Source organism: Streptomyces polyasparticus, assembly GCF_014493765.1.
Taxonomy (GTDB): Bacteria; Actinomycetota; Actinomycetes; order Streptomycetales; family Streptomycetaceae; genus Streptomyces; species Streptomyces polyasparticus.
Genome location: NZ_JACTVJ010000011.1, coordinates 275,100 through 295,026, shown reverse-complemented (window position 1 = coordinate 295,026; position 19,927 = coordinate 275,100). Strand labels below are relative to the sequence as shown.

Genomic DNA, 19,927 nt, shown 5'->3' with positions numbered 1-19,927 from the left:
GTGTTCATCGCGCACCTCCGGCGGTGACGAGCTCGGCATGCGGTGTGTCGTGTGCGGCCTCGGCCTCCGAGAAGCGGCGCCCCGCATAACGGAGGTAGACATCGTCGAGCGAGGGGCGCGCGACGGTGGCCGCGGCGACCGCGGCTCCGGCCCGCTCCAGTGCGGCGAGCAGCGCCGGCACGGCGGCGGCACCGTCCTCGGTACGCACGCTGATACGGCGCCCGTCGATCAGCACCTCGTGCACACCGGGCAGCGCGGCGAGCGCGGCCCTGAGCACGTCGGCGTCCTGCGCCTGGGCCCGCAGCTCCAAGTGCACGGCGTCCCCGCGCAGTTCGCCCTTGAGTGCATCGGGCGTGCCCTCGACCACGACCCGGCCGCGGTCGACGATCGCTATGCGCTCCGCGAGGCGGTCGGCCTCCTCCAGATAGTGGGTGGTGAGCAGAATCGTGAGGCCCTCGTCGCCCGCGAGCCGGGCGATCTCGTCCCACATGGCGGTCCGCGCCTCGGGGTCGAGACCGGTGGTGGGCTCGTCGAGGAAGAGCACCTCGGGGCGGTGCACCAGTCCGAGCGCCACATCGAGCCGGCGCTGCATACCGCCGGAGTAGCCCTTGACCTGTCGCTTGCCGGCCTCTGCCAGATCGAACCGCTCCAGGAGCTCGTCCACGCGCCGGGTGAGGTCCGTGCCGCGCAGTCCGTACAGGCGCCCCTGCAACTGCAGGTTCTCGCGACCTGTGGCCATCGGGTCGGCGCCCGACTTCTGCGCCACGACGCCGATGGCGCGGCGCACCCGGTCGGGGTGGCGCAGCGCGTCGTGCCCTGCGACGGTGGCCGAGCCACTGTCGGGGCGGGCCAGGGTGGTGAGGATCTTCACCGTGGTGGACTTGCCGGCGCCGTTGGGGCCGAGCAGCCCGAACACGGTGCCGGCCTCGACGGTCAGGGACATCCCGCTGAGCGCGGTCACGTCCCCCGGGTAGGTCTTGGTCAACTCGTGCGCCTGCACCGCGGGCGCACCGGCCCGTGCGGGCAGGGCGGAGCCCTGTGATGACTGCATGACGGGATCTCTCCATGTCAGGGAGCCGATCCACGACAAGTACGCCGGGCTATCCTGGGTGTGCCGCACCTCGATCGCCTGGCCGCCTCACCGCGGTCGGTCCGGGGTTCGCGACCCTGGCGGACGCTGCTGCAACAGCACCGCCGGGGTCTTTCTTTTTTCTCTCGGTACCTGCGGGATGCACGTACCGACGTGTGTCAGGGACCCTGGCCGTCGCCGGCCATGCCCTCCTCCAAGTCGATGAACTCCGTGGGGATTTCGCCGGTCTCGTGCCAGGAGCGCCAGCCGGCCACTCCTTCGAGCGAGCCGTCCTCGATCTCGGTCACAAAGCCCTTCAACCACTCGATCTGTGCCTCGACCTGGTGCAACTGGTATTCGACCTCGACCAGGAAGACCCGCGGCAGCGACTCATACAGCTTCTGCAGGGCCCCTCGGCCCTGCGCGGCCTTGACCTCCAGGGTCGCGATGCGGTCCTTGAGCAGCCGGGCGACCTCGTCGGGGTGGATGACCCCCATATTGGCCAGCGCGGTCTCGAAGATCGGATACTCGTCGGCTGGTACGGCAAGCAGATCCGACAGCCACTCGACCATCTCGATCCGCCCGGCCTCGGTGATGCCGTACAGGGTGCGCTCGGGACGGTTTCCCTCCCGCTGCACCCCGGCGACCTCCACGAAGCCGTGCTTCTCCAGGTTCTGCACCACGGTGTACAGCGAGCCGTAATTGATCTTTGTGCTCGCGTCCTTTCCACGACGCCGCAGGGTCTGCGCGATCTCGTACGGATGCATCGGCCGCTCGACGAGCTGCACCAGCACCGTGAGAGCCAGCGGATTGCTGAGCTTGCGCCGCTTCCCCGCCATCGCCCTCACCTGCCTTTCCGGTCTCCGACCTCTACCGCTCTCCGACGCCTGCTCGTCTTCGAATATCCGTAGCCGAATATATCGCCACTATCGCGAGCATGGCAAGACGCGACCTATCGCGAATCCCGTAAGGAAGCACACCACCCCCCTCGGCGTCGCCCCGCCCACCTAGGCTGACGCCATGCAGCGCACAGAACGCGAGGTGGGGGCCGTGCTCGGCTCCGCGGTCGGCGACGCCTTGGGGGCACCCTTCGAGTTCGGCTCCGCGGGCTGCTACAGCCGCCGTTTTCCGGACGGGGTCGGCGAGATGTGCGGTGGCGGCGGCTGGGACCCCGGCGAGGCCACGGACGACACACAGATGGCCGTGCTCGTCGGCGAGTCGCTGCTCGACTGCGGCGGGCTTCAACTCCCCGATATCTTCAGCCGGTTCCAGCGCTGGGCGGCAAGCGAGCCCAAGGACATCGGACTGCAGACGGAGGACGTGCTCAGCAGCGGCGACCCCTGGGACTCGGCAGCCGCCCTGCACTTCCAGGTCAACCTGCGCGCCGCGGGCAACGGTTCGCTGATGCGGGCAAGCACGTCCGCCGTGCACTTCGCCCCGGCCGGCCGCGGCGCCACGATGGACGCGGCACGCCGTATCGCCGCACTCACCCATGGAGACCGCGCCGCCTGGGAGGGCACCGCGATCCTGCACGACCTGGTCCGCGTGGCTCTCGACGGAGACGACCCGCTCGCAGCGGTACCCGAGGCGCTGGCCGAGGTGCACCCGGACCATCGCGCACGCTGGGCCCTCGCCCTCGCCGAGGGCTGGCACCCCGACGACGCCACCGAATTCAACGGCGCGGTCTGGCCCTGTCTCGGCTCGGCCCTCTGGGCACTGCGCACCACGTCCACGTTCGAGGAGGCGCTGGCCGCCGCCGTCGATCTCGGCGGCGACACGGACATGGTGGCGGCGGTCACCGGCATCCTGGCGGGCGCCGTGTACGGGGCATCCGCCATCCCCGCACGCTGGACGGATCCCCTGCACGTCCCCCTGCCGGGGTACGGCGACCGGATCCTGCGGGCCGAGGACCTCGCCGCGCTCGCCCGCCGCCTGGGAGCGGGGGCGTCGCCACCTCGTACTCTGGACACACCATGACCCGCTCGTCGCGCGGCAAGCGCTCCCCCCTTCCCCAGCGCGACGGCGTGGACGCCGTACGCCTGAAGCTGCCCGCCGACGGGACCTGGGCCACCGTGCGCGATCACCTCGTCGAACGACTCGCCCCAGGGGCCGAGATCATCGACGCGATGCTGGCCGCCGGTGAGTTCGTCACCACCGACGGGCCGCTGAGACCCGACGCACCTTATGTGGGCGGCCAGTTGATCTGGTTCCATCGCGAACTCGCTCCCGAGCATCCGGTCCCCTTTCCGATCGATGTCCTCTACCAGGACGAGCATCTGGTCGTCGCCGACAAGCCCCACTTCCTCGCCACCACGCCCCGTGGCTCCCACATCACCCAGACCGCCCTCGCCCGGCTCCGGACCGAACTCGGTCTGCCGGCCCTCAGCGCGGCCCACCGCCTGGACCGCCTGACCGCAGGCGTCGTGATGTTCATCGTGCGGCCGGAGGAGCGCGGCCGGTATCAGACGCTCTTCAGCGCCAAGGCGGTCCGCAAGGAGTACGAGGCCGTGGCCCCGTGCGACCCGGAGCTCGAGCTGCCCCGTACGGTGATCAGCCGCATCGAGAAGGTGCGTGGCGTGATCGCTGCCAGTGAGGTGCCGGGTGAGCCCAACGCCGAGAGCCGGGTCGAACTGCTCGACCACCGGCCCGTACCTGGGCATGCGGCCGACGGCCCGCGCAGCCGTCCCGCTCTCGGCCGCTACCGACTCCTGCCCCGCACCGGCCGCACCCACCAGCTGCGCGTGCACATGAACTCGCTCGGCCTTCCCCTGCTCGGCGACCCGGTCTATCCCGAAGTCCTGGACCAGCCCGCACCGGACGATTTCTCCCGCCCCCTCCAACTGCTCGCCACCTCCCTGGAGTTCACCGACCCGGTGACTGGCCGGGAGCATCGCTTCACCACCCGTCGCACGCTGCAGGCCTGGGACGCATACGAGGCGTGGGCCGGCCTGCCTGCCGCCACGAACTGACGCCCGAAATTCGGTGGAGCGCTCGCAGCGCTCCCCACTAACGTGCTGCCCGGCCGAGTCGCCTGGACAAGGACGTGCCCGTGTACACCCTGTGAGACCTCCTACGTGCTGATGTGTCGCGCGCCGCACTCTGTGCGATGCGCTGCTTCCTGCTGCGGATTTCTCACTGAGATCGGTGTACCCCTGTGCTCAATCACTGGGTCGTCATGCCCACTTGCCTCCCGCACGTACTGCGTCGCTGCCACTCCTGCGCGTCCGGCCGCTTCCGGCCCAGCGGCAAGTTCCGTGTCAACGCCAACCACAAGCTCATCGACGCCTGGCTTCTCGTGCTCTGCACCTCGTGCGGTGACACGGCCAAGCTCCCGCTCCTGGAGCGGGCACCTGTGCACACCGTGCGGCCCGAGCTGCTCGACCGGCTGCACGAGAACGACCTCGGCCTGACCGCCGAGCTGCTCCAGGATCCGGCTGTGCAGCACCGCAATCGCATAGCCCTCGACTGGTCGGGCGCATGGCGGCTCGACACCAACGGCTCGGCCCATCTGGACCAGGAGGTCATCGACATCTCAGTCCGCTTTGCCGCCCGGATCCCCGTCCGGCCGTCACGCCTGATCGCCACCGGCTGCGGCCTGTCCCGTACCGAAACCGAACGACGGATCGCCGAGGGGAAGCTCGTCTCGGCAGTCCGTCTGACCGGCAAGGTCAGCGACGACTTCACCTTCACGCTCAAGAACTGACCTCGCTCCGAGTCCGGAGTCCGTCCTACGGATCCACCGGACAGACTCCGGACCCAGCGGGCCGAGCCCATCAGAGACCCAGCGGCTCCACCCACAGCACGCCCCGGACTCACCCGGCCCGGCCGCGTACCACCGCCGTCACCTCCCGGCCCAGTCCTGCACCAGTGCCGTCGCTCCCCCAGCCCGGCCGCGTACCACCGCCGTCACCTCCCAGCCCGCCCCCGCACCACCGCCGTCACCTCCCGGTCCGGCTGCAGCGTCAGCGACGGCACAGGACGTATCTCCTTCTGGTCCACCAGGAGTTCGAAGCGCCGGGCGATCACCGCGAGAATCAGCACCGCCTCCACCATTGCGAAACGCGCACCGAGGCACACCCGCGGACCACCGCCGAACGGGAACCAGGCGTACTCGGGTATCTCCTCGCCCTCCGCCCCTGTCCAGCGCTCCGGCCGGAACGCGTCCGCGTCCTTGTACCACCGCGGGTCACGATGCGTCGCCCACTGGCTGCTCCACACCCGGGTGCCCTTGGGCATGGGCCTGCCGCCAATCGAGGCGCCCTCCTTGGCCAGCCCGGTGAGCAGCCAGATCGTGGGGTAGAGCCGCAGCGTCTCCTTCACCACGGCCTGGGTGTACGGAAGATCGGCATAGTCCTCGAAGCCCGGATCTCGATCCCCGAGGACGCGGTCCAGCTCCTCACCCAGCGCCGCCCGCACTTCGGGATTGCGGGACAGCAGATACCAGGCCCACACCAGGGTCGAGCTGGTGGTCTCGTGACCGCCGATGTAGAGCGTGACCGCCTCGTCGCGGATCTCCACGTCCGTGAGCCGCGCACCCGTCTCGTCCTGGGCGGTGAGCAGCCGGCTGAGGAGATCCGGTCGCTCATCGGGGGCGTCCCGGTGCGCTGCGACGATCCGGTCCACCTCCGCGTCGATCACGGCCGCGGCCTTCTTGATCCGCGCCCGCCCGGGTGTGGGCACCCAGTCCGGCAGCACCGCGCCGAGCCCGCTGAACTCCGCCCCGATCTCCTTGAGCGCCACCTCCATGGCCTCACCGATCGCCTCGGAGTCGGACTCCGTGTCCACACCGAAGATCGTGGAGACGGCGATTCTGCGCGTCAGCGTCGCCATCTCCTTTTTGATGTCCACCTGTTGACCGACGGACCAGGACTCGGCCACTTCGATCGCGCACGAAGCCATCGTCTGCGCGTACGACTTGACCTGCTTCGGCCGCACCGAGGGCTGCACGAGCGACCGCTTGCGCCGCCAGTCCCGGCCCTTGGCGACCGTCACCCCATTACCCATGACCGTACGGAAAGCGATGCCCAGGTCGGGCTGATCGAAGGTCCCTTCGATCTCCCGCATCAACTCCCCTATGTGGTCCGGCTCGGTGAGGTACACGCACGAGGTGCGGCCGAAGCGCCAGCCGACCATCGTGCCCCTCCCCCGCAGCAGCTCGAAGAAGGCGAGGGGGTCCTTGCCGAACTGCGGCAGATTGCCGAGCAGCGGCACACCGCGCGGACCCGGCACCAACTCGGGGCCCTGCGGCTGCGCGTCGACGGCCGCAGCAGACTCCGTGGTCATGGTCGAACTCCCCTCCGTGGTGGCGCAGTTCGTCACCGGCGCCGCATGTGACGCCATGAAATCGGAGCCCCGAACGCACCGCCACCCCTGTGGATAACTGTTCGAGATCTTGACCCTCGCCGGTATGACAAATGCGCCGCTCCCGACAGGGAACGGCGCATCGGCCACGAACGAACGAAGGAACCTCAGCCCACCGACGAGTAGGCAACCACCCCACGCAGCAACGCATCCACTGCCTTGCGCGCATTCTTGGCCACGGTGCTGTCCTCCTTGGGAGCGGCCGCCGCGATCTGTCCGAGCACGTCGATGACCTGCTTGCACCAGCGCACGAAGTCACCGGCCGGCATCTCCGCCTCGCGGAGCACCTCGTCCAGGCTCTTGTCGGAGGCCCACGTATAGGCGGCCCACGCGAAGCCCAGATCCGGTTCGCGCTGACCGACTCCCTCGGTCTGACTGATCCCGAAGTCCTCCTCGAGCGCGTCGAGGCGACCCCAGATCCGCACCATGTCGCCGAGCGCCGCCTTGGCCTTGCCCGAGGGCAGCTTGGGCGCCATGGCGTCATCGCTCTGCCGTGCCTCGTACACCAACGCCGAGACGCAGGCGGCCAGTTCGGCGGGCGTCAGGTCTTCCCACACCCGCTCGCGCAGACACTCCGAGGCCAGCAGGTCGAGCTCTCCGTACAGCCGCGCGAGCCGCTTGCCGTGCTCTGTGACCTCGTCCCCGCGCAGATAGTCGAGCTCGGTGAGGAGCGCGACGATGCGGTCGAAGGTGCGGGCGATGGTGTTCGTACGCCCCTCGATCCGCCGCTCCAGCTGCTTGGTGTCGCGAAGGAGCCGGTGGTAGCGCTCGGCCCAGCGGGCGTGGTCCTCGCGCTCGTCGCAGCCATGGCACGGGTGCGCACGCAGCTCGGCCCGCAGCCGCGCGATCTGACGGTCGTCGGCCGCCTCCGCACGTCCCCGCCGGTGCCGCTCGGGCCGGATGTGCCCGGCCTTCGTGCGCAGCGCGGACGCCAGATCACGCCGGGACTGCGGCGAGCGCGGGTTGAACGACTTCGGAATCCGCATCCGGTCGAGCGCCTCGACCGGCACCGGGAAGTCCATCGACGCGAGCCGCTTGACCTGCCGCTCCGCGGTGAGCACCAGCGGGCGCGGCCCGTCGTGGGCCTCGAAGCCGCGGTGCCCGTTGGAACGCCCCGCAGGCAGCCCCGGGTCCAACACCAGCGCCAGCCCGGCATACTTGCCGGTCGGCACATGGATCACATCGCCCGGCTTGAGCTTCTCCAGGGCGACGGCCGCCTCGGCCCGCCGCTGCACCGCACCCTGCTTGGCGAGCTCGGTCTCCCGGTCCTTGAGCTCGCGCCGCAGCCGTGCGTACTCCTCGAAGTCGCCGAGGTGGCAGGTCATCGACTCCTTGTAGCCGTCGAGCCCTTCCTCGTTGCGCTGCACCTGCCGCGAGATCCCGACCACGGACTTGTCCGCCTGGAACTGGGCGAACGAGGTCTCCAGAAGCTCACGCGAACGATGCCGCCCGAACTGCTGGGTGAGATTGACCGCCATGTTGTACGAGGGCTTGAAGCTGGACCGCAGCGGATACGTACGCGTACCCGCGAGCCCGGCCAGCGCCTCGGGGTTCATGCCGCGCTGCCAAAGGACCACCGCATGGCCCTCGATGTCGATGCCACGCCGCCCTGCACGTCCCGTGAGCTGGGTGTACTCGCCGGGTGTGATGTCGGCGTGCTGTTCGCCGTTCCACTTGACGAGCTTCTCCAACACCACAGAGCGCGCGGGCATGTTGATGCCAAGCGCCAGCGTCTCGGTGGCGAACACGGCCTTCACCAGACCGCGTACGAACAGCTCCTCGACGACCTCCTTGAAGGTCGGCAGCATGCCCGCGTGATGCGCCGCGATGCCCCGCTCCAGAGCCTCGAGCCACTCGAAGTAGCCAAGGACATGCAGGTCTTCGTTGGGAATCGCCGCGGTGCGCTCCTCGACGATCTCGCGCACCCTCAGCCGCGCGTCCTCGTCGTTCAGCCTGAGCCCCGCGTACAGACACTGCTGTACGGCGGCCTCGCACGCGGCGCGGCTGAAGATGAAGGTGATCGCGGGCAGCAGGCCTTCGCTGTCGAGCCGGTCGATGACCTCGGGCCGCGAAGGCGTCCAGATCCGCGAGCGCTGTCGGCGCTCACGCTCCCGGTCGGCCTCACGCCCACGCCGCCGGCCCGGGCCGTGCGGCGTCCTGCTGGCCTCGAGCCGGGCCATCCGTACGAGATCGGGGTTGACCTCGCGCTTCTTGGCGGCGGACTCCTCCTCGAAGAGGTCGTACATCCGCCGGCCCGCGAGCACATGCTGGAACAGCGGCACGGGCCGGTGCTCCGAGACGATCACGTCGGTGTCCCCGCGCACCGTGTCCAGCCAGTCGCCGAACTCCTCCGCATTCGACACCGTGGCCGAAAGCGACACGAGCGTGACCGACTCGGGAAGGTGAATGATCACTTCTTCCCATACGGCGCCACGGAAGCGGTCGGAGAGGTAGTGCACCTCGTCCATCACCACATAGCCGAGGCCGAGCAGCGACTGCGAGCCCGCATACAGCATGTTCCTCAGCACCTCGGTGGTCATCACGACCACGGGCGCCTCGGAGTTGACGCTGTTGTCACCCGTCAGCAGGCCGACCTTGTCCGCGCCATAGCGCTTGACGAGGTCCGCGTACTTCTGATTCGACAGCGCCTTGATGGGTGTCGTGTAGAAGCACTTCTTGCCCTGACCGAGCGCGAGATGCACGGCGAACTCGCCGACGATCGTCTTGCCGGAGCCGGTCGGGGCGGCGACCAGCACCCCCTTCCCCTCTTCCAACGCCTGGCAGGCCTCGATCTGGAAGGGGTCGAGACCGAATTCGTACATCTCGCGGAAGGACGCGAGAGCGGTGGCCTGCTCGGCAGCGCGCACCCGTGCTGCCGCATATCGCTCGGCCGGTGAGAGGTCCTCTGTCATCTTGCTTCGAGCCTACCCGCAGCCACTGACAGCGTCGCGATCTTTGTTGACCCGACAACGAGGCTTTACCCGGCAAGCACCACGAGGCAGTGCCCGGCAGCACGACGGAGCTCCACCCGACCGAGAACCACGAAGCCCTACCCGGCGAGTACGCGCACCGCCCCCGGCACACACTCCGCCGTCAGCGGCAGCGGTCCGAGCGGCTCTCCGTCGGCGTAGCCCGTGATGCCCGCCGCCTCGACGGTGATCTTCGCGGTGCGGTGCACGGTGACCTTGGGGTGGTCGACATGTGTGCCCTTGTAGACCCGCGGAAACACTCGCAGCAGCGTGGCTCGCGAGCAGTCGCCCACGACCGTCACGTCGAAGAGCCCGTCGTCGACTGCGGCTCCCGGGCAGATCCGCATTCCCCCGCCGTACGAGGATCCGTTGCCGACGGCGATCAAGGTGGCGTCCACCTCCTGGACCGGCCCGTCGTCGAGTCGTATACGGAACGGGAAGGGCTTGAACGCGGCCAGTTCCGCGAGCATCGCGAGGTCGTACTTGAAGCGGCCGCCGGGCAGCCGCATCCGGTTGCCCCGGTCGTTGACGCGGGAGTCGAAGCCGCACGCGAGGACGGTGCCGAAGAGGCGGTCGCCGATCCGGCCGAGGTCGACGGCGCGGGACGTGGCGCCCTTGAGCGCCCGGGCGGCGAGCCGCCCCGAGGCTTCCGGATCACGTATGGGCAGTCCGAGGGTGCGGGCGAAGTCGTTGCCCGTGCCGACGGCGACGATCCCCAGCGGGGTGTCGGTGCCGGCGATCGCCTGCAGCGCGAGGTTGATCATGCCGTCGCCGCCGACGGCGACCAGCGCCCCCGTCCCGCCGCGGACGGCCTCACGGGCGCGCCTCAGTGCGTCCTCGGCGTCCTCGCCCACGACCGTACGGACGGAGAATCCGGCGTCCCGGAACGCACGAGCGGCCGGCTGCGCCGCGTGGGCGCCCCGGCCGCGTCCTGCGGTGGGATTGACGAAGAGAGTGATCTCGCTGGTCACGGCCCGGACCCTACAAGGTCAGGTGACGTCGTCGTAACCGTTGAGCCGGCGCTCGCCGTCGCCGGTGGCCTGCTCGGGGAGGGCCCGGGAGGCGGAGACCGTCTCGACTTCACCGATGTCCTCAGGGGTGAGGTCGAGCTCGGAGGCTTCGTCGTCTGCGGGGCCTGCGGCCTCGGCTCGTGCCCGTCGCTTGTCGTTGATCAAGGAGACGCCCACCGCACCGAAGTACAGGATCCAGATGGGCACGGCCAGGGCGAGCATGGAGATCGGGTCCGTGCTCGGGGTCGCGATGGCCGCGAACAACGTGATGCCCATGATCATCGCGCGCCACCAGCTGAGCAGCTTGGCGCCCGAGACGATGCCTCCGAAGTTGAGCATCACCAAGAGCAGCGGCAACTGGAAGGCAAGACCGAAGACGATGATCATCCGCATGATCAGGTTGATCAGGTCGTCGAGCGGCAGCAGGTTGTCACTGCCGACGATCGAGAACTGGATCAGGACACTCGCCATCTTCGGCAGCGTCCAGTACGCCGCGTACGCCCCCATGAGGAAGAGGGGGAACCCGGTGAAGATCAGCGCCAGCGAGTACTTCTTCTCATTGCGGTGCAGACCGGGCGCGATGAAGCCCCACAGCTGGTACAGCCACACCGGCGTGGCCAGTACGAGACCCGTGGTGAAGGAGACCGTGAGCGCAAGCGTGAAGGGGCTCAGCAGACCGTTCTGCGTGATACGGGCGCACTTCTCCGCACCCGTCTCCTGCAGCTCGGCGAAACTCATATCGCAGCCGACGGCACCGAGGATCGGATTGGTGAAGAACTCGATCACGTCCCGGTAGAACGCGAGCGACAGCGCCGTCGTGACAATGATGGCCAGCAGGCTCTTGACCAAGCGGCTGCGCAATTCGCGCAGGTGCTCCTGGAGGGGCATCCGCCCCTCGGGATCCTTCTCCTGCTTGCGGGCAGACTTGAGCAACCCACGTCCTCATCTCGTGCGGCAGGCCGGACGTGACCTGCTCGGCGGTCAGCGCTGCGTCGTATCCGTCGGCTCGGTCACCGGACGCGAGCTGGTCACGTCACCGGGAGCGGCCTGGATCGTCTTCGGAGCCTGCTGCTCGGACGCCGGCTGCGCGGGGGAGGCCGTGCTCGCGTCGTCGGACTTCATCGCCTTGGCCTCGCTCTTGAGGATGCGGGCGGACTTGCCGAGCGAGCGTGCCATGTCGGGAAGCTTCTTGGCTCCGAACAGCAGGATGATCACGACGAGGATCAGGATGATTTCGGGGGCCCCGAGGTTCATAGCCGTTTACCTTCTTCACCGAGGCGACAGGGAACGTGTGCCCGGAGGACCGGACAGACATCCGATCACCGCGCTGACAGCGATCGTAACCCCCGGGAGTGAACCTGAGGCAATGCCTGTGCGTACTCCCGGTTCCTGACCCGACGCCTCCTTGCCGGGTCACTGCTTCAGCAGGGTACCCGCCCGGCCTGACAAGTAGGAGAGTTCGCAGGTCAATTACGCAACAGCTGCCCCTACAGCGACTCTCGCCCCGCACGTGCCATGGCCGCGGCCGCCCGCTCCAGGTCACTGGAAGCAGCGGTGATCTTCCTTGAGGTCTCGGCCACTTGGGCGCCGAGACGACGGACCTCCACGAAGACCCGTACGGCGAAGAAGGCGAGCACCACGAGCCCGAGGAAGCCGAGGGCGATCGCGATCATGGGCCAGAGCATGAGGGCAAGCCTAGACCGTGGAGTGCAGCCGCAGGGTCCGCACCCCACCACGCGCGAGGAGTTCGACGATCCGCTCCCCCGCCGGCTTGCGGACGCCCGCGCCGCAGTCGGGGCAGGTGAAGGAGTAGAAGGTGGTGCGCTCACTGGCGCCCATCACCAACCGCAGTGCCGTGGCGGCGAGTACGAAGCGCGAGCGGCAGTCCGGGCAGCCCGCACGGAAGACGGCGGGAGCACCTTCGACCGCATGCCCAAATCCGGACATTTCCGAATTACCCGACTCCGATGCGTCGTTGGGCGAGTACCAGCGCCCCACCGTGCCGGCACTCCACGGCCCCGCGAGGCCGCCCGACTCGTCCACCCCGCCCGACGCATCCAGTGTCCGCACCGTCACAGCTCCTTTCGGTCCTGCCCGTACGCCTCGTTCAGTTCTGCTCGTACGCTTCGAGCGCGGCCCTGGCGGCCTGCCGCGCGCTGTCCGCCAGGTCCTGCGGCGAGACGATGTGCCCGTCACGGCCGAGCCGGAGCGCGAGGCGCTTCAAGGAGGCCGGGTCCGGGGTGCGCAGCGTGATCCGCAGCCCGCCCTCGGGCAGCTCCTCGGCGCTGTCGTGCGGGTAGTACTCGGCGACCCAGCGCCCGCCGGGACCCACCTCGATCACGACCTCGGGGTCGTCGGCCGACGGCTGGACGAGCCCTTCGGACAGGTCCCGCAGCTCGAGCTCCGGCGGCGCCGCCACCTCGTCGAGGATCCGGATCTCGGCGACGCGGTCGAGCCGGAAGGTGCGCCGCGCCTCCGAGCGGTAGCACCAGGCCTCCATATACGTATGGCCGAGGGCGAACAGACGGATCGGGTCGACCTCGCGCTCGGTGAGCTCGTCGCGGGCCGGCGAGTAGTAGCGCAGCCAGAGCCTGCGCCGCTCGGAGATGGCGCGGTCGACCTCGGCGAAGACGCCGCCCTCGGACTCGAAGGTGACCGAGAGCCGGTCGCCGGCCGCGGCGGTCTCGCCCGCGGCGGCCTCCAGCTTGGACGTGGCCCTGACCAGCGCCTCACGGTCGCTCTCGCGAAGACCGGGCAGGGTGGCGACGGCCCGCGCGGCGACCAGGAGCGCGGTGGCCTCGTCGGCGGCCAGCCTGAGCGGGGCGGCCACGTCGTCGGGGTTGTGCCACCAGATCCGCTCGCCGTCGGTGTCGATGTCGAGCAGGTCACCGCCGCGGAAGCTCGTCCCGCACAGCGGCAGCACATCGAGGTCGGAGATCAGCTCGGCCTCGGTGACTCCGAAGGCGCGCGCGACATCGGCGACGCGGGCGCCGGGGCGTTCGCGCAGATACGTGACCAGGGAGAGCATGCGGCGCGTCTGGTCGATGGCGTTGGCTGCCATGGTGTTCCGGTTCCCCCTCAGCCCTTGGCCACGGCGCGCAGCCGGTCCACGACATCGGCCCGCAGTTCGGCGGGCTCCAGCACGACCACGTCCGGGCCGAACTCGACGAGCCAGGCGTCGAGCCCGTGCCCGTACGGAATCTCCAACTCGTCCCAGCCCTCGCCGAGTTCCCGTACGCGCGTGGCCTTCAGACGCAGCGGATAGCCGGCGTCCGTGCGCAGTTTGATCAGCGCCGTCCGGTCGGTGATCTCGCCGGCCCAGCCCGCCACGGTCTCGCGGACGGTGACGACATCGGGGATCTCGGCGGTGAACTTGCCCGCACGCGACCGCACCTTGCCGGTGATCCGCGAGAGCCGGAACACCCGCTCGGCGCCGCGGTCGCGGTCCCAGCCGGCCAGGTACCAGTGGCCGCGCCAGCACTCCAGGGCCCACGGCTCGACATGCCGGGTCTCGGGGCGCGCAGCCGTGGCCTTGCGGTAGTCGAAGACGACGGGCCTGCGGTCGCGGCAGGCCAGCATCAGCGGCTCGAAGGCCGCTTCGTGCACGGGGATACGGGGTTCCAGGGCGCCGTGGGACTCATAGGGGTCCACTTCCTCGGGCATCCCCGCGGCCCGCAGCTTCTGCAGAGCGCCACTGGCCGCGCCCGCGAGGCGGGCCTGCTGCCACACCTTGGCGGCGACGCCGAGCGCGGCGGCCTCCTCGGCGTCGAGGGTGACCGGCGGCAGATGGTTGGAGTCGCGGCGGGCGAGATAGCCGACCTCGCCGTCCAGGTTCTCCACCGTCTCGATGACCAGGCCGAGTTCGCGGAGGTCGTCCTTGTCACGCTCGAACATCCGGTTGAAGCTGTCGTCCGAGTTGGCTTCGAGGTACGCCTCGATGGAGCCGCGCAGCTCGCGCTTGCTCAGCGGCCGTCGGGTCCCGAGCAGACACAGCGCCAGATTCATCAGCCGCTCTGCCTTGGCAATCGCCATCGACGCCCTCTCCACCCCTCCTGGACTGCCACTACGAAGCTCGACCGTACCGTCCCGGGGTAGCGAGGCAAAAGCCGAGGGCCCTTGCCAGCAGGCAAGGGCCCTCAAATGTTCGAACCGGACCGGATCAGACCGAGACCAGGTCGCAGACGAAGATCAGCGTCTCGCCCGGCGCGATCTTGCCGCCGGCGCCACGGTCGCCGTAGGCCAGGTGCGGCGGGATGACCAGCTGGCGGCGGCCGCCGACCTTCATGCCCTGGACACCCTGGTCCCAGCCCGCGATGACCTGGCCGGCGCCCAGCGTGAACGGCAGCGGGGTGCCGCGGTTCCAGCTCGCGTCGAACTCCTCACCGGTGGAGAAGGACACGCCCACGTAGTGGACCTGGACGTTGTCGCCGGCCTTGGCCTCCGGGCCGTCGCCCTCCCAGATGTCCTTGATCTCAAGGTCGGCCGGGGGCTCGCCGCCGGGGAAGTCGACCTCGGGCTTGTCGATGCTCACGTGTATTGCTCCTGATTTCTACGGATGGGCAACCGGGACAGTCTTACATCTTCGCCAGAATGTCCACGGCGAATACCAGCGTCGACTTCGCCGGGATGGGCCCCTGCGCCTGGTCGCCGTAGCCCTGGTCCGGCGGAACGACGAGCAGCACACGGCTGCCGACCTTCTTGCCCTCGAGGCCCTTCGACCAGCCCGGGATCACCTGGTTCAGCGGGAAGGTGACCGGCTGACCGTTCTTGTAGCTGCTGTCGAAGATCTTGCCGTCCTTCCAGAGCTTGCCCACGTAGGAGACGGCCACGGTGTCGGACGCCTTCAGTGCGTCGCCACTGCCCTCGATGACGTAGTTCGACACCAGCTTGGCCGGCGCGTCCTTGTCGCTCGGGATGGTGATCTCCGGCTCCTTGCCGTCCTCCTGCGTGCCGACCTTGGGCAGGTTGGCGTCCGTCTGGTCGACGACCTTGCCGCCCTCGATCTTCTTGGGGATCGGCGTGCCCTTGGTCGCCTTGACGACGTCCATCACGAACACGAGCGTGGCGTTCGGCGGGATGCTGCCCTGGCCCTGGGCGCCGTAGCCGAGCTCCGGCGGGATCGACACCTCGATGCGGCTGCCCTGCTTCTGCCCCTTGAGGGCCTGCTGCCAGCCCTCGATCACGCCGCCGCCCCCGAGGGTGACGTCGAAGGGCTGTCCGCGGTCGAAGCTGTTGTCGAACGGCTCGGTGCCGTCCCACAGCTGCCCCAGGTAGTTCACCTGGGCCTTGTCGCCGTCCGCGAGCGGTTCGCCCTTGCCCTCGCTGATCACCTCGACCTTGAGGTCCTTCGGCGGAGTGCCCTTGCCCTTGGCCAGGGTGGGCTTCTCGCCGAACTTCGTGCCGGCGGTGATCGTGGGCAGCCCACCCTTGGTCACGGCGGACGAGGAGGAGTCGGAGTCGGAGCCCTTGTCGTCGCCGCAGGCCGCTGTCGACAGCAGCAGCAGCGGTACGAGCACAAGGCCGGCAAGTCGGCGTCGCACAGTGGTCCTCTGGGGTTGCAGGAGTGTTCGGTGCCCGCAACCTTACGGCCATGGCGCGTGCCGTCCGTGTAGGGCATGCCTGCGGGCCCGTACCCGAGGTTCGGTACGGGCCCGCGGCCTGGATTGCCTCCGGGGTCACATCCCGGCGATCAGCTTCTCCACGCGGTCGTCCACGGAGCGGAACGGGTCCTTGCACAACACGGTGCGCTGCGCCTGGTCGTTGAGCTTGAGGTGCACCCAGTCGACCGTGAAATCGCGGCGCTGCTCCTGCGCGCGGCGGATGAAGTCGCCGCGCAGCCGCGCCCTGGTGGTCTGCGGGGGCACGGACTTGCCCTCGAAGATCTTCAAGTCGTTGCAGATACGGGCGGCTTGGCCCTTCTTCTCGAGCAGGTAGTAGAGCCCGCGCCGACGGTGGATGTCGTGGTACGCGAGGTCTATCTGCGCGACCCGGGGGTGCGACATGGTCATGTTGTGCTTGGCCCGGTAACGCTCGATGAGCTTGTACTTCATGACCCAGTCGATCTCGGTGCCGATGCGGTCGAGATCCTCCGCCTCGATGGCGTCGAGGGTGCGGCCCCACAGTTCGAGGACCTGGGCGACCGTGCCGGTGCGGATGCCGCGCCGGTCGACGAAGTCCACGGCCTTCTCGTAGTACTCGCGCTGCACGTCGAGCGCCGAGGCCTCGCGCCCGGAGGCGAGACGCACCTTGCGCCGTCCCGTGATGTCGTGGCTGACCTCACGGATGGCCCGGATCGGGTTCTCCAGGGTCAGGTCCCGCATCACCGTGCCCGCCTCGATCATGCGCAGCACCAGGTCGGTGGCGCCGACCTTGAGCAGCATGGTGGTCTCGGACATGTTGGAGTCACCGACGATGACATGCAGCCGGCGGTAGCGCTCCGCGTCGGCGTGCGGTTCGTCACGGGTGTTGATGATCGGCCGGGAGCGCGTCGTCGCCGACGAGACGCCCTCCCAGATGTGCTCGGCGCGCTGGCTCACGCAGTACACCGCGCCGCGCGGGGTCTGCAGCACCTTGCCGGCCCCGCACAGGAGCTGACGGGTCACCAGGAACGGGATCAGGATGTCCGCGAGCCGGGAGAACTCGCCGTGCCGGGCCACGAGGTAGTTCTCGTGGCAGCCGTACGAGTTTCCCGCCGAGTCGGTGTTGTTCTTGAAGAGGTAGACGTCGCCCGCGATCCCCTCCTCGTGCAGGCGGCGTTCGGCGTCGACGAGGAGGCCTTCGAGAATGCGCTCGCCTGCTTTGTCGTGCGTGACCAGCTCGGTCACGTTGTCACATTCGGGGGTTGCGTACTCCGGATGTGATCCGACGTCGAGATAGAGGCGGGCGCCGTTCCGCAGAAAGACATTGCTGCTGCGGCCCCATGACACGACACGGCGGAAGAGGTACCGCGCCACTTCGTCAGGCGACAGACGGCGCTGTCCCCTGAACGTGCATGTGACGCCGTACTCGTTCTCCAGCCCGAAAATTCGGCGGTCCATGACTGAACATTACGCCTGATGCTCCGCGCTGAAACCGGGTTCGACGGGACCTTTTCGATCACTTTCCGACGAGCCGGTGATACTCGTGGTGCGTCCGGGAACCGCGAGCACCTTCGCGGTAGCAAGCAGCACGAACAGCGCAGCGAATCCGCTGACGCCCGCGACGGCGAATCCCCAGGCCGTCGAACCGCCCTCGATCGCCGGTCCCGCGGCGGCCGTTCCGACCGCCGCGCCCACGCCGAAGGTGGTCACCAGCCAGGAGAACGCCTCGGTCACGGTGCCACGCGGCGCGTGCCGGTCGACGACGATGAACGCGCACGCGAGCGACGGCGCGAGGAACACGCCGGCGACCGCCGCGAGGACACACATCGCCACCACGTCCGGAGTGAACATCAGCGGTACGTAGCCGAGCGCGAGGAGTCCGACGAGGATGCGCAGCCGCCGCTCGGGCGCGCCGGTCCACTTCCGCGCGCCGTAGACGGTGCCGCCGAGCAGGGCGCCGAGCCCCAGCGCGGCCATCAGCCAGCCGTACACCGACTCCTGCCCGTGGTCGTCGGCGTAGGCGACACCGGCCACGGTGATGGAGCCGAGCGCCAGGCCGACGAAGAAGAACGAGCCGAGCAGCGCGAGCAGTCCGGGCGAGCGCAGCGCGCCCAGCCAGTGGGCCTCACGCGGCGCCGAACGCCAGGTGCGCGACGGCTCCGAGACCACCACGGACAGTGCGCCCGCGACCCCGATGACGTTGATGACCAGGAGCGCTCCGGCCGCCGACCACAGGGACACGATCAGCGTCACCAGCAACGGCCCGACGGTGAACATCACTTCCTGCGCCACGGCGTCCATCGCATACGCCGCGTGCACCCGGTCCTCGCGCTTGAGGACTCCTGGCCACAGGGCCCGCAGCCCGCCTTCGAGCGGCGGCGTGAACAGTCCGGCGATCGCCACGGCCACGTACGCGAGGAGAAGCGAGCCGATGCCGACGAATGCGAACAGGGCCATCCCGAGCCCGGACACGATCGCGGCGGGCAGCATCACCCGCGGCTGTCCGCGCAGGTCCACGGCGCGGCCGAGGAGCGGCTGGCCGACGGCGGTGGCGAGCCCGTACACGGCGGCCAGGGCGCCGGCGAGGGTGTAGCTGCCGCCCTCGGCGCGGGTGAACAGCACGATCGCGATATGCCCCGTGGCATTCGGCAGCCGGCCCACCAGGGTGCCGGTGAGCAGCCGCGCCGCATGCCGTGTGCGCAGCAGCTCCGCGTATCCCGCGGCCATCGGCGGGCTCCTCTCACTCGCTCAAGGATGAAGTTTTACGTATAACGTCCGTGGTCATACGTACCATGAGCCCAGCCCACCGGTCCAGCCCCGGGCCCCGAGCACGCCCCCGGAGCCCGGCCCCGTACGGACCGGCCCGCGGCACCGCCCAGCACGAGACCCACCGGTCCCCACGGACCCCTACCAGCGCAGCGAGGAGCCGCCGTGGCCCGGCCCACGAGCAAGGACGTGGCCCACGCCGCCGGTGTGTCCCAGGCCGCCGTCTCCCTCGTCCTCGGCGACAAGTGGCGCGGCCGGGTCTCCGAGACCACCGCCGAACGCGTCCGCGCCGCCGCCCGCGACCTCGGCTACCGCCCCAACCTCGCCGCCCGCAATCTGCGCCTCGGCTCCACGCGCACCGCGCTCCTGGTCGTCCCTGCACTCACCAACGACTTCTTCGCCCGCGTCTACACCGGCGCCGCCCGCCTCGCCGCAGCACACGACTTCGGCGTGGTCCTCTACCCCTCCCCCGACGGCATCGGACCCGCCAAGGACCCCTTCGCATCGGCCCGTTCGGCCCTCGACGGAGTCATCGCCTCCTCGATGGCCGCCGGCGCGCTCGCCGACATCCGCGGCGCCGACCTGCCGCTCGTGATGCTCGACAGCGATCCCGCCGACACCACGGCCGCCGCCCACGTCAACGTCGACCTCGCCGACGGCATGCGCCAGATGACCTCGTATCTCCTGGGGCTCGGCCATCGCCGCTTCCTGCATCTGGCCGCCGATGTCGATTCATGGACCTTCGCCGTACGCGCCGACGCCATCGCCCAGAGCGTGCACGGCGTCCCCGACGCCACGCTGCACACCCAGCGCGCACCGCTCTCCGTGCACGGCGCCCGCGCCGCCGCGGAGCGCGCCCTGACCGCCCCCGGCCCCCGCCCCACCGCCGTCATCTGCGACGACGACATCATCGCCGCAGGCGCCTGCAAGGGCGTACGCCGGCTCGGGCTGCGCATCCCCGAGGACATCTCGGTCGCCGGCTTCGACGACCTGGCGCTGTCCACGGCCGTGGACCCCGAGCTCACCACCATCCGCATGCCCGCCGAACTGGTCGGCGAGCGCGGCATGCAGGCCCTGCTGCACGTACTGGAGGGCAAGGAGCCCGAAAGCGACGCGCTCCCGGTCGAGTTGGTCGTCCGCGACTCCACCGCTCCGCCGGCCTCGTAGAGCCAG

General features: G+C 69.5%; 19 protein-coding genes. 4 read left to right on the top strand and 15 right to left on the bottom strand.

Annotated features, from left to right (window positions below):
- Positions 1-4: 4 nt before the first annotated feature.
- Both H9Y04_RS23380 and H9Y04_RS23375 read right to left on the bottom strand, forming a co-directional pair.
- The gene (locus tag H9Y04_RS23380) at positions 5-1,051 is read right to left on the bottom strand and encodes an ATP-binding cassette domain-containing protein (RefSeq protein WP_187815943.1); all 1,047 of its coding nucleotides are present in this window, start codon (positions 1,049-1,051) and stop codon (positions 5-7) included.
- A 197-nt stretch (positions 1,052-1,248) separates the two neighbouring features.
- The gene (locus H9Y04_RS23375) at positions 1,249-1,908 is read right to left on the bottom strand and encodes a PadR family transcriptional regulator (protein ID WP_187815942.1); all 660 of its coding nucleotides are present in this window, start codon (positions 1,906-1,908) and stop codon (positions 1,249-1,251) included.
- A 181-nt stretch (positions 1,909-2,089) separates the two neighbouring features.
- Here H9Y04_RS23375 and H9Y04_RS23370 point away from each other — a divergent pair, with 181 nt between their 5' ends.
- From H9Y04_RS23370 to H9Y04_RS23360, 3 genes are all read left to right on the top strand, one after another.
- Entirely contained in the window at positions 2,090-3,046 is a 957-nt protein-coding gene (locus tag H9Y04_RS23370; RefSeq protein ID WP_187815941.1) for an ADP-ribosylglycohydrolase family protein, read from the top strand.
- Positions 3,043-4,038, top strand: coding sequence for a pseudouridine synthase (locus H9Y04_RS23365; protein ID WP_187815940.1), 996 nt, complete (start codon positions 3,043-3,045; stop codon positions 4,036-4,038). The genes H9Y04_RS23370 and H9Y04_RS23365 overlap by 4 nt, the downstream gene beginning before the upstream one ends.
- Positions 4,039-4,223: 185 nt before the next feature.
- The gene (locus tag H9Y04_RS23360) at positions 4,224-4,772 is read left to right on the top strand and encodes a DUF1062 domain-containing protein (protein ID WP_187815939.1); all 549 of its coding nucleotides are present in this window, start codon (positions 4,224-4,226) and stop codon (positions 4,770-4,772) included.
- Between the two features lie 203 nt (positions 4,773-4,975).
- On the opposite strand, the gene H9Y04_RS23355 is transcribed toward H9Y04_RS23360, so the two are convergent.
- The 13 genes from H9Y04_RS23355 to H9Y04_RS23295 all read right to left on the bottom strand — a co-directional run bounded on the left by H9Y04_RS23355 (position 4,976) and on the right by H9Y04_RS23295 (position 18,715).
- Positions 4,976-6,352, bottom strand: a complete 1,377-nt coding sequence (locus H9Y04_RS23355; RefSeq protein ID WP_187815938.1) for a cytochrome P450 — start codon at positions 6,350-6,352, stop codon at positions 4,976-4,978.
- A 185-nt stretch (positions 6,353-6,537) separates the two neighbouring features.
- Positions 6,538-9,342: a DEAD/DEAH box helicase gene (locus H9Y04_RS23350; protein ID WP_187815937.1), complete on the bottom strand. Its 2,805-nt coding sequence runs from the start codon at positions 9,340-9,342 to the stop codon at positions 6,538-6,540.
- 137 nt (positions 9,343-9,479) lie between these two features.
- Positions 9,480-10,370: a diacylglycerol kinase gene (locus tag H9Y04_RS23345; protein ID WP_187815936.1), complete on the bottom strand. Its 891-nt coding sequence runs from the start codon at positions 10,368-10,370 to the stop codon at positions 9,480-9,482.
- 18 nt (positions 10,371-10,388) lie between these two features.
- Positions 10,389-11,342 (bottom strand): twin-arginine translocase subunit TatC, encoded by a 954-nt coding sequence (tatC, locus tag H9Y04_RS23340; protein WP_187815935.1) that lies wholly within the window; start codon positions 11,340-11,342, stop codon positions 10,389-10,391.
- Between the two features lie 48 nt (positions 11,343-11,390).
- On the bottom strand, positions 11,391-11,663 hold the full coding sequence (tatA, locus tag H9Y04_RS23335) for a Sec-independent protein translocase subunit TatA (RefSeq protein WP_187815934.1): 273 nt from the start codon (positions 11,661-11,663) through the stop codon (positions 11,391-11,393).
- Between the two features lie 233 nt (positions 11,664-11,896).
- Entirely contained in the window at positions 11,897-12,094 is a 198-nt protein-coding gene (locus H9Y04_RS23330) for a hypothetical protein (RefSeq protein WP_187815933.1), read from the bottom strand.
- A 10-nt stretch (positions 12,095-12,104) separates the two neighbouring features.
- On the bottom strand, positions 12,105-12,356 hold the full coding sequence (locus tag H9Y04_RS23325) for a hypothetical protein (RefSeq protein ID WP_187816176.1): 252 nt from the start codon (positions 12,354-12,356) through the stop codon (positions 12,105-12,107).
- A gap of 160 nt (positions 12,357-12,516) precedes the next feature.
- Complete coding sequence (locus H9Y04_RS23320; RefSeq protein WP_187815932.1) at positions 12,517-13,470, bottom strand: helix-turn-helix transcriptional regulator; 954 nt, start codon at positions 13,468-13,470, stop codon at positions 12,517-12,519.
- 17 nt (positions 13,471-13,487) lie between these two features.
- Positions 13,488-14,441, bottom strand: coding sequence for a helix-turn-helix transcriptional regulator (locus H9Y04_RS23315; RefSeq protein WP_187815931.1), 954 nt, complete (start codon positions 14,439-14,441; stop codon positions 13,488-13,490).
- Positions 14,442-14,568: 127 nt separating this feature from the next.
- The gene (locus H9Y04_RS23310; protein WP_187815930.1) at positions 14,569-14,940 is read right to left on the bottom strand and encodes an FKBP-type peptidyl-prolyl cis-trans isomerase; all 372 of its coding nucleotides are present in this window, start codon (positions 14,938-14,940) and stop codon (positions 14,569-14,571) included.
- 43 nt (positions 14,941-14,983) lie between these two features.
- A complete protein-coding gene (locus H9Y04_RS23305) occupies positions 14,984-15,949 on the bottom strand; it encodes an FKBP-type peptidyl-prolyl cis-trans isomerase (protein ID WP_187815929.1) in 966 nt (321 codons plus the stop codon).
- A 135-nt stretch (positions 15,950-16,084) separates the two neighbouring features.
- Positions 16,085-17,446 (bottom strand): Pup--protein ligase, encoded by a 1,362-nt coding sequence (pafA, locus tag H9Y04_RS23300; RefSeq protein WP_187815928.1) that lies wholly within the window; start codon positions 17,444-17,446, stop codon positions 16,085-16,087.
- 9 nt (positions 17,447-17,455) lie between these two features.
- The gene (locus tag H9Y04_RS23295; protein ID WP_187815927.1) at positions 17,456-18,715 is read right to left on the bottom strand and encodes an MFS transporter; all 1,260 of its coding nucleotides are present in this window, start codon (positions 18,713-18,715) and stop codon (positions 17,456-17,458) included.
- A 204-nt stretch (positions 18,716-18,919) separates the two neighbouring features.
- Between H9Y04_RS23295 and H9Y04_RS23290 the strand changes: the two genes are divergently transcribed.
- The gene (locus tag H9Y04_RS23290; RefSeq protein WP_187815926.1) at positions 18,920-19,921 is read left to right on the top strand and encodes a LacI family DNA-binding transcriptional regulator; all 1,002 of its coding nucleotides are present in this window, start codon (positions 18,920-18,922) and stop codon (positions 19,919-19,921) included.
- Positions 19,922-19,927: the final 6 nt, after the last annotated feature.

Coding starts and splice junctions, on each gene's coding strand:
- H9Y04_RS23380 (WP_187815943.1), bottom strand. CDS start 1,051: ATGCAGTCATCACAGGGCTCCGCCCTGCCCGCACGGGCCGGTGCGCCC.
- H9Y04_RS23375 (WP_187815942.1), bottom strand. CDS start 1,908: ATGGCGGGGAAGCGGCGCAAGCTCAGCAATCCGCTGGCTCTCACGGTG.
- H9Y04_RS23370 (WP_187815941.1), top strand. CDS start 2,090: ATGCAGCGCACAGAACGCGAGGTGGGGGCCGTGCTCGGCTCCGCGGTC.
- H9Y04_RS23365 (WP_187815940.1), top strand. CDS start 3,043: ATGACCCGCTCGTCGCGCGGCAAGCGCTCCCCCCTTCCCCAGCGCGAC.
- H9Y04_RS23355 (WP_187815938.1), bottom strand. CDS start 6,352: ATGACCACGGAGTCTGCTGCGGCCGTCGACGCGCAGCCGCAGGGCCCC.
- H9Y04_RS23350 (WP_187815937.1), bottom strand. CDS start 9,342: ATGACAGAGGACCTCTCACCGGCCGAGCGATATGCGGCAGCACGGGTG.
- tatA (WP_187815934.1), bottom strand. CDS start 11,663: ATGAACCTCGGGGCCCCCGAAATCATCCTGATCCTCGTCGTGATCATC.
- H9Y04_RS23330 (WP_187815933.1), bottom strand. CDS start 12,094: ATGCTCTGGCCCATGATCGCGATCGCCCTCGGCTTCCTCGGGCTCGTG.
- H9Y04_RS23325 (WP_187816176.1), bottom strand. CDS start 12,356: ATGTCCGGATTTGGGCATGCGGTCGAAGGTGCTCCCGCCGTCTTCCGT.
- H9Y04_RS23320 (WP_187815932.1), bottom strand. CDS start 13,470: ATGGCAGCCAACGCCATCGACCAGACGCGCCGCATGCTCTCCCTGGTC.
- H9Y04_RS23315 (WP_187815931.1), bottom strand. CDS start 14,441: ATGGCGATTGCCAAGGCAGAGCGGCTGATGAATCTGGCGCTGTGTCTG.
- pafA (WP_187815928.1), bottom strand. CDS start 17,446: ATGGACCGCCGAATTTTCGGGCTGGAGAACGAGTACGGCGTCACATGC.
- H9Y04_RS23295 (WP_187815927.1), bottom strand. CDS start 18,715: ATGGCCGCGGGATACGCGGAGCTGCTGCGCACACGGCATGCGGCGCGG.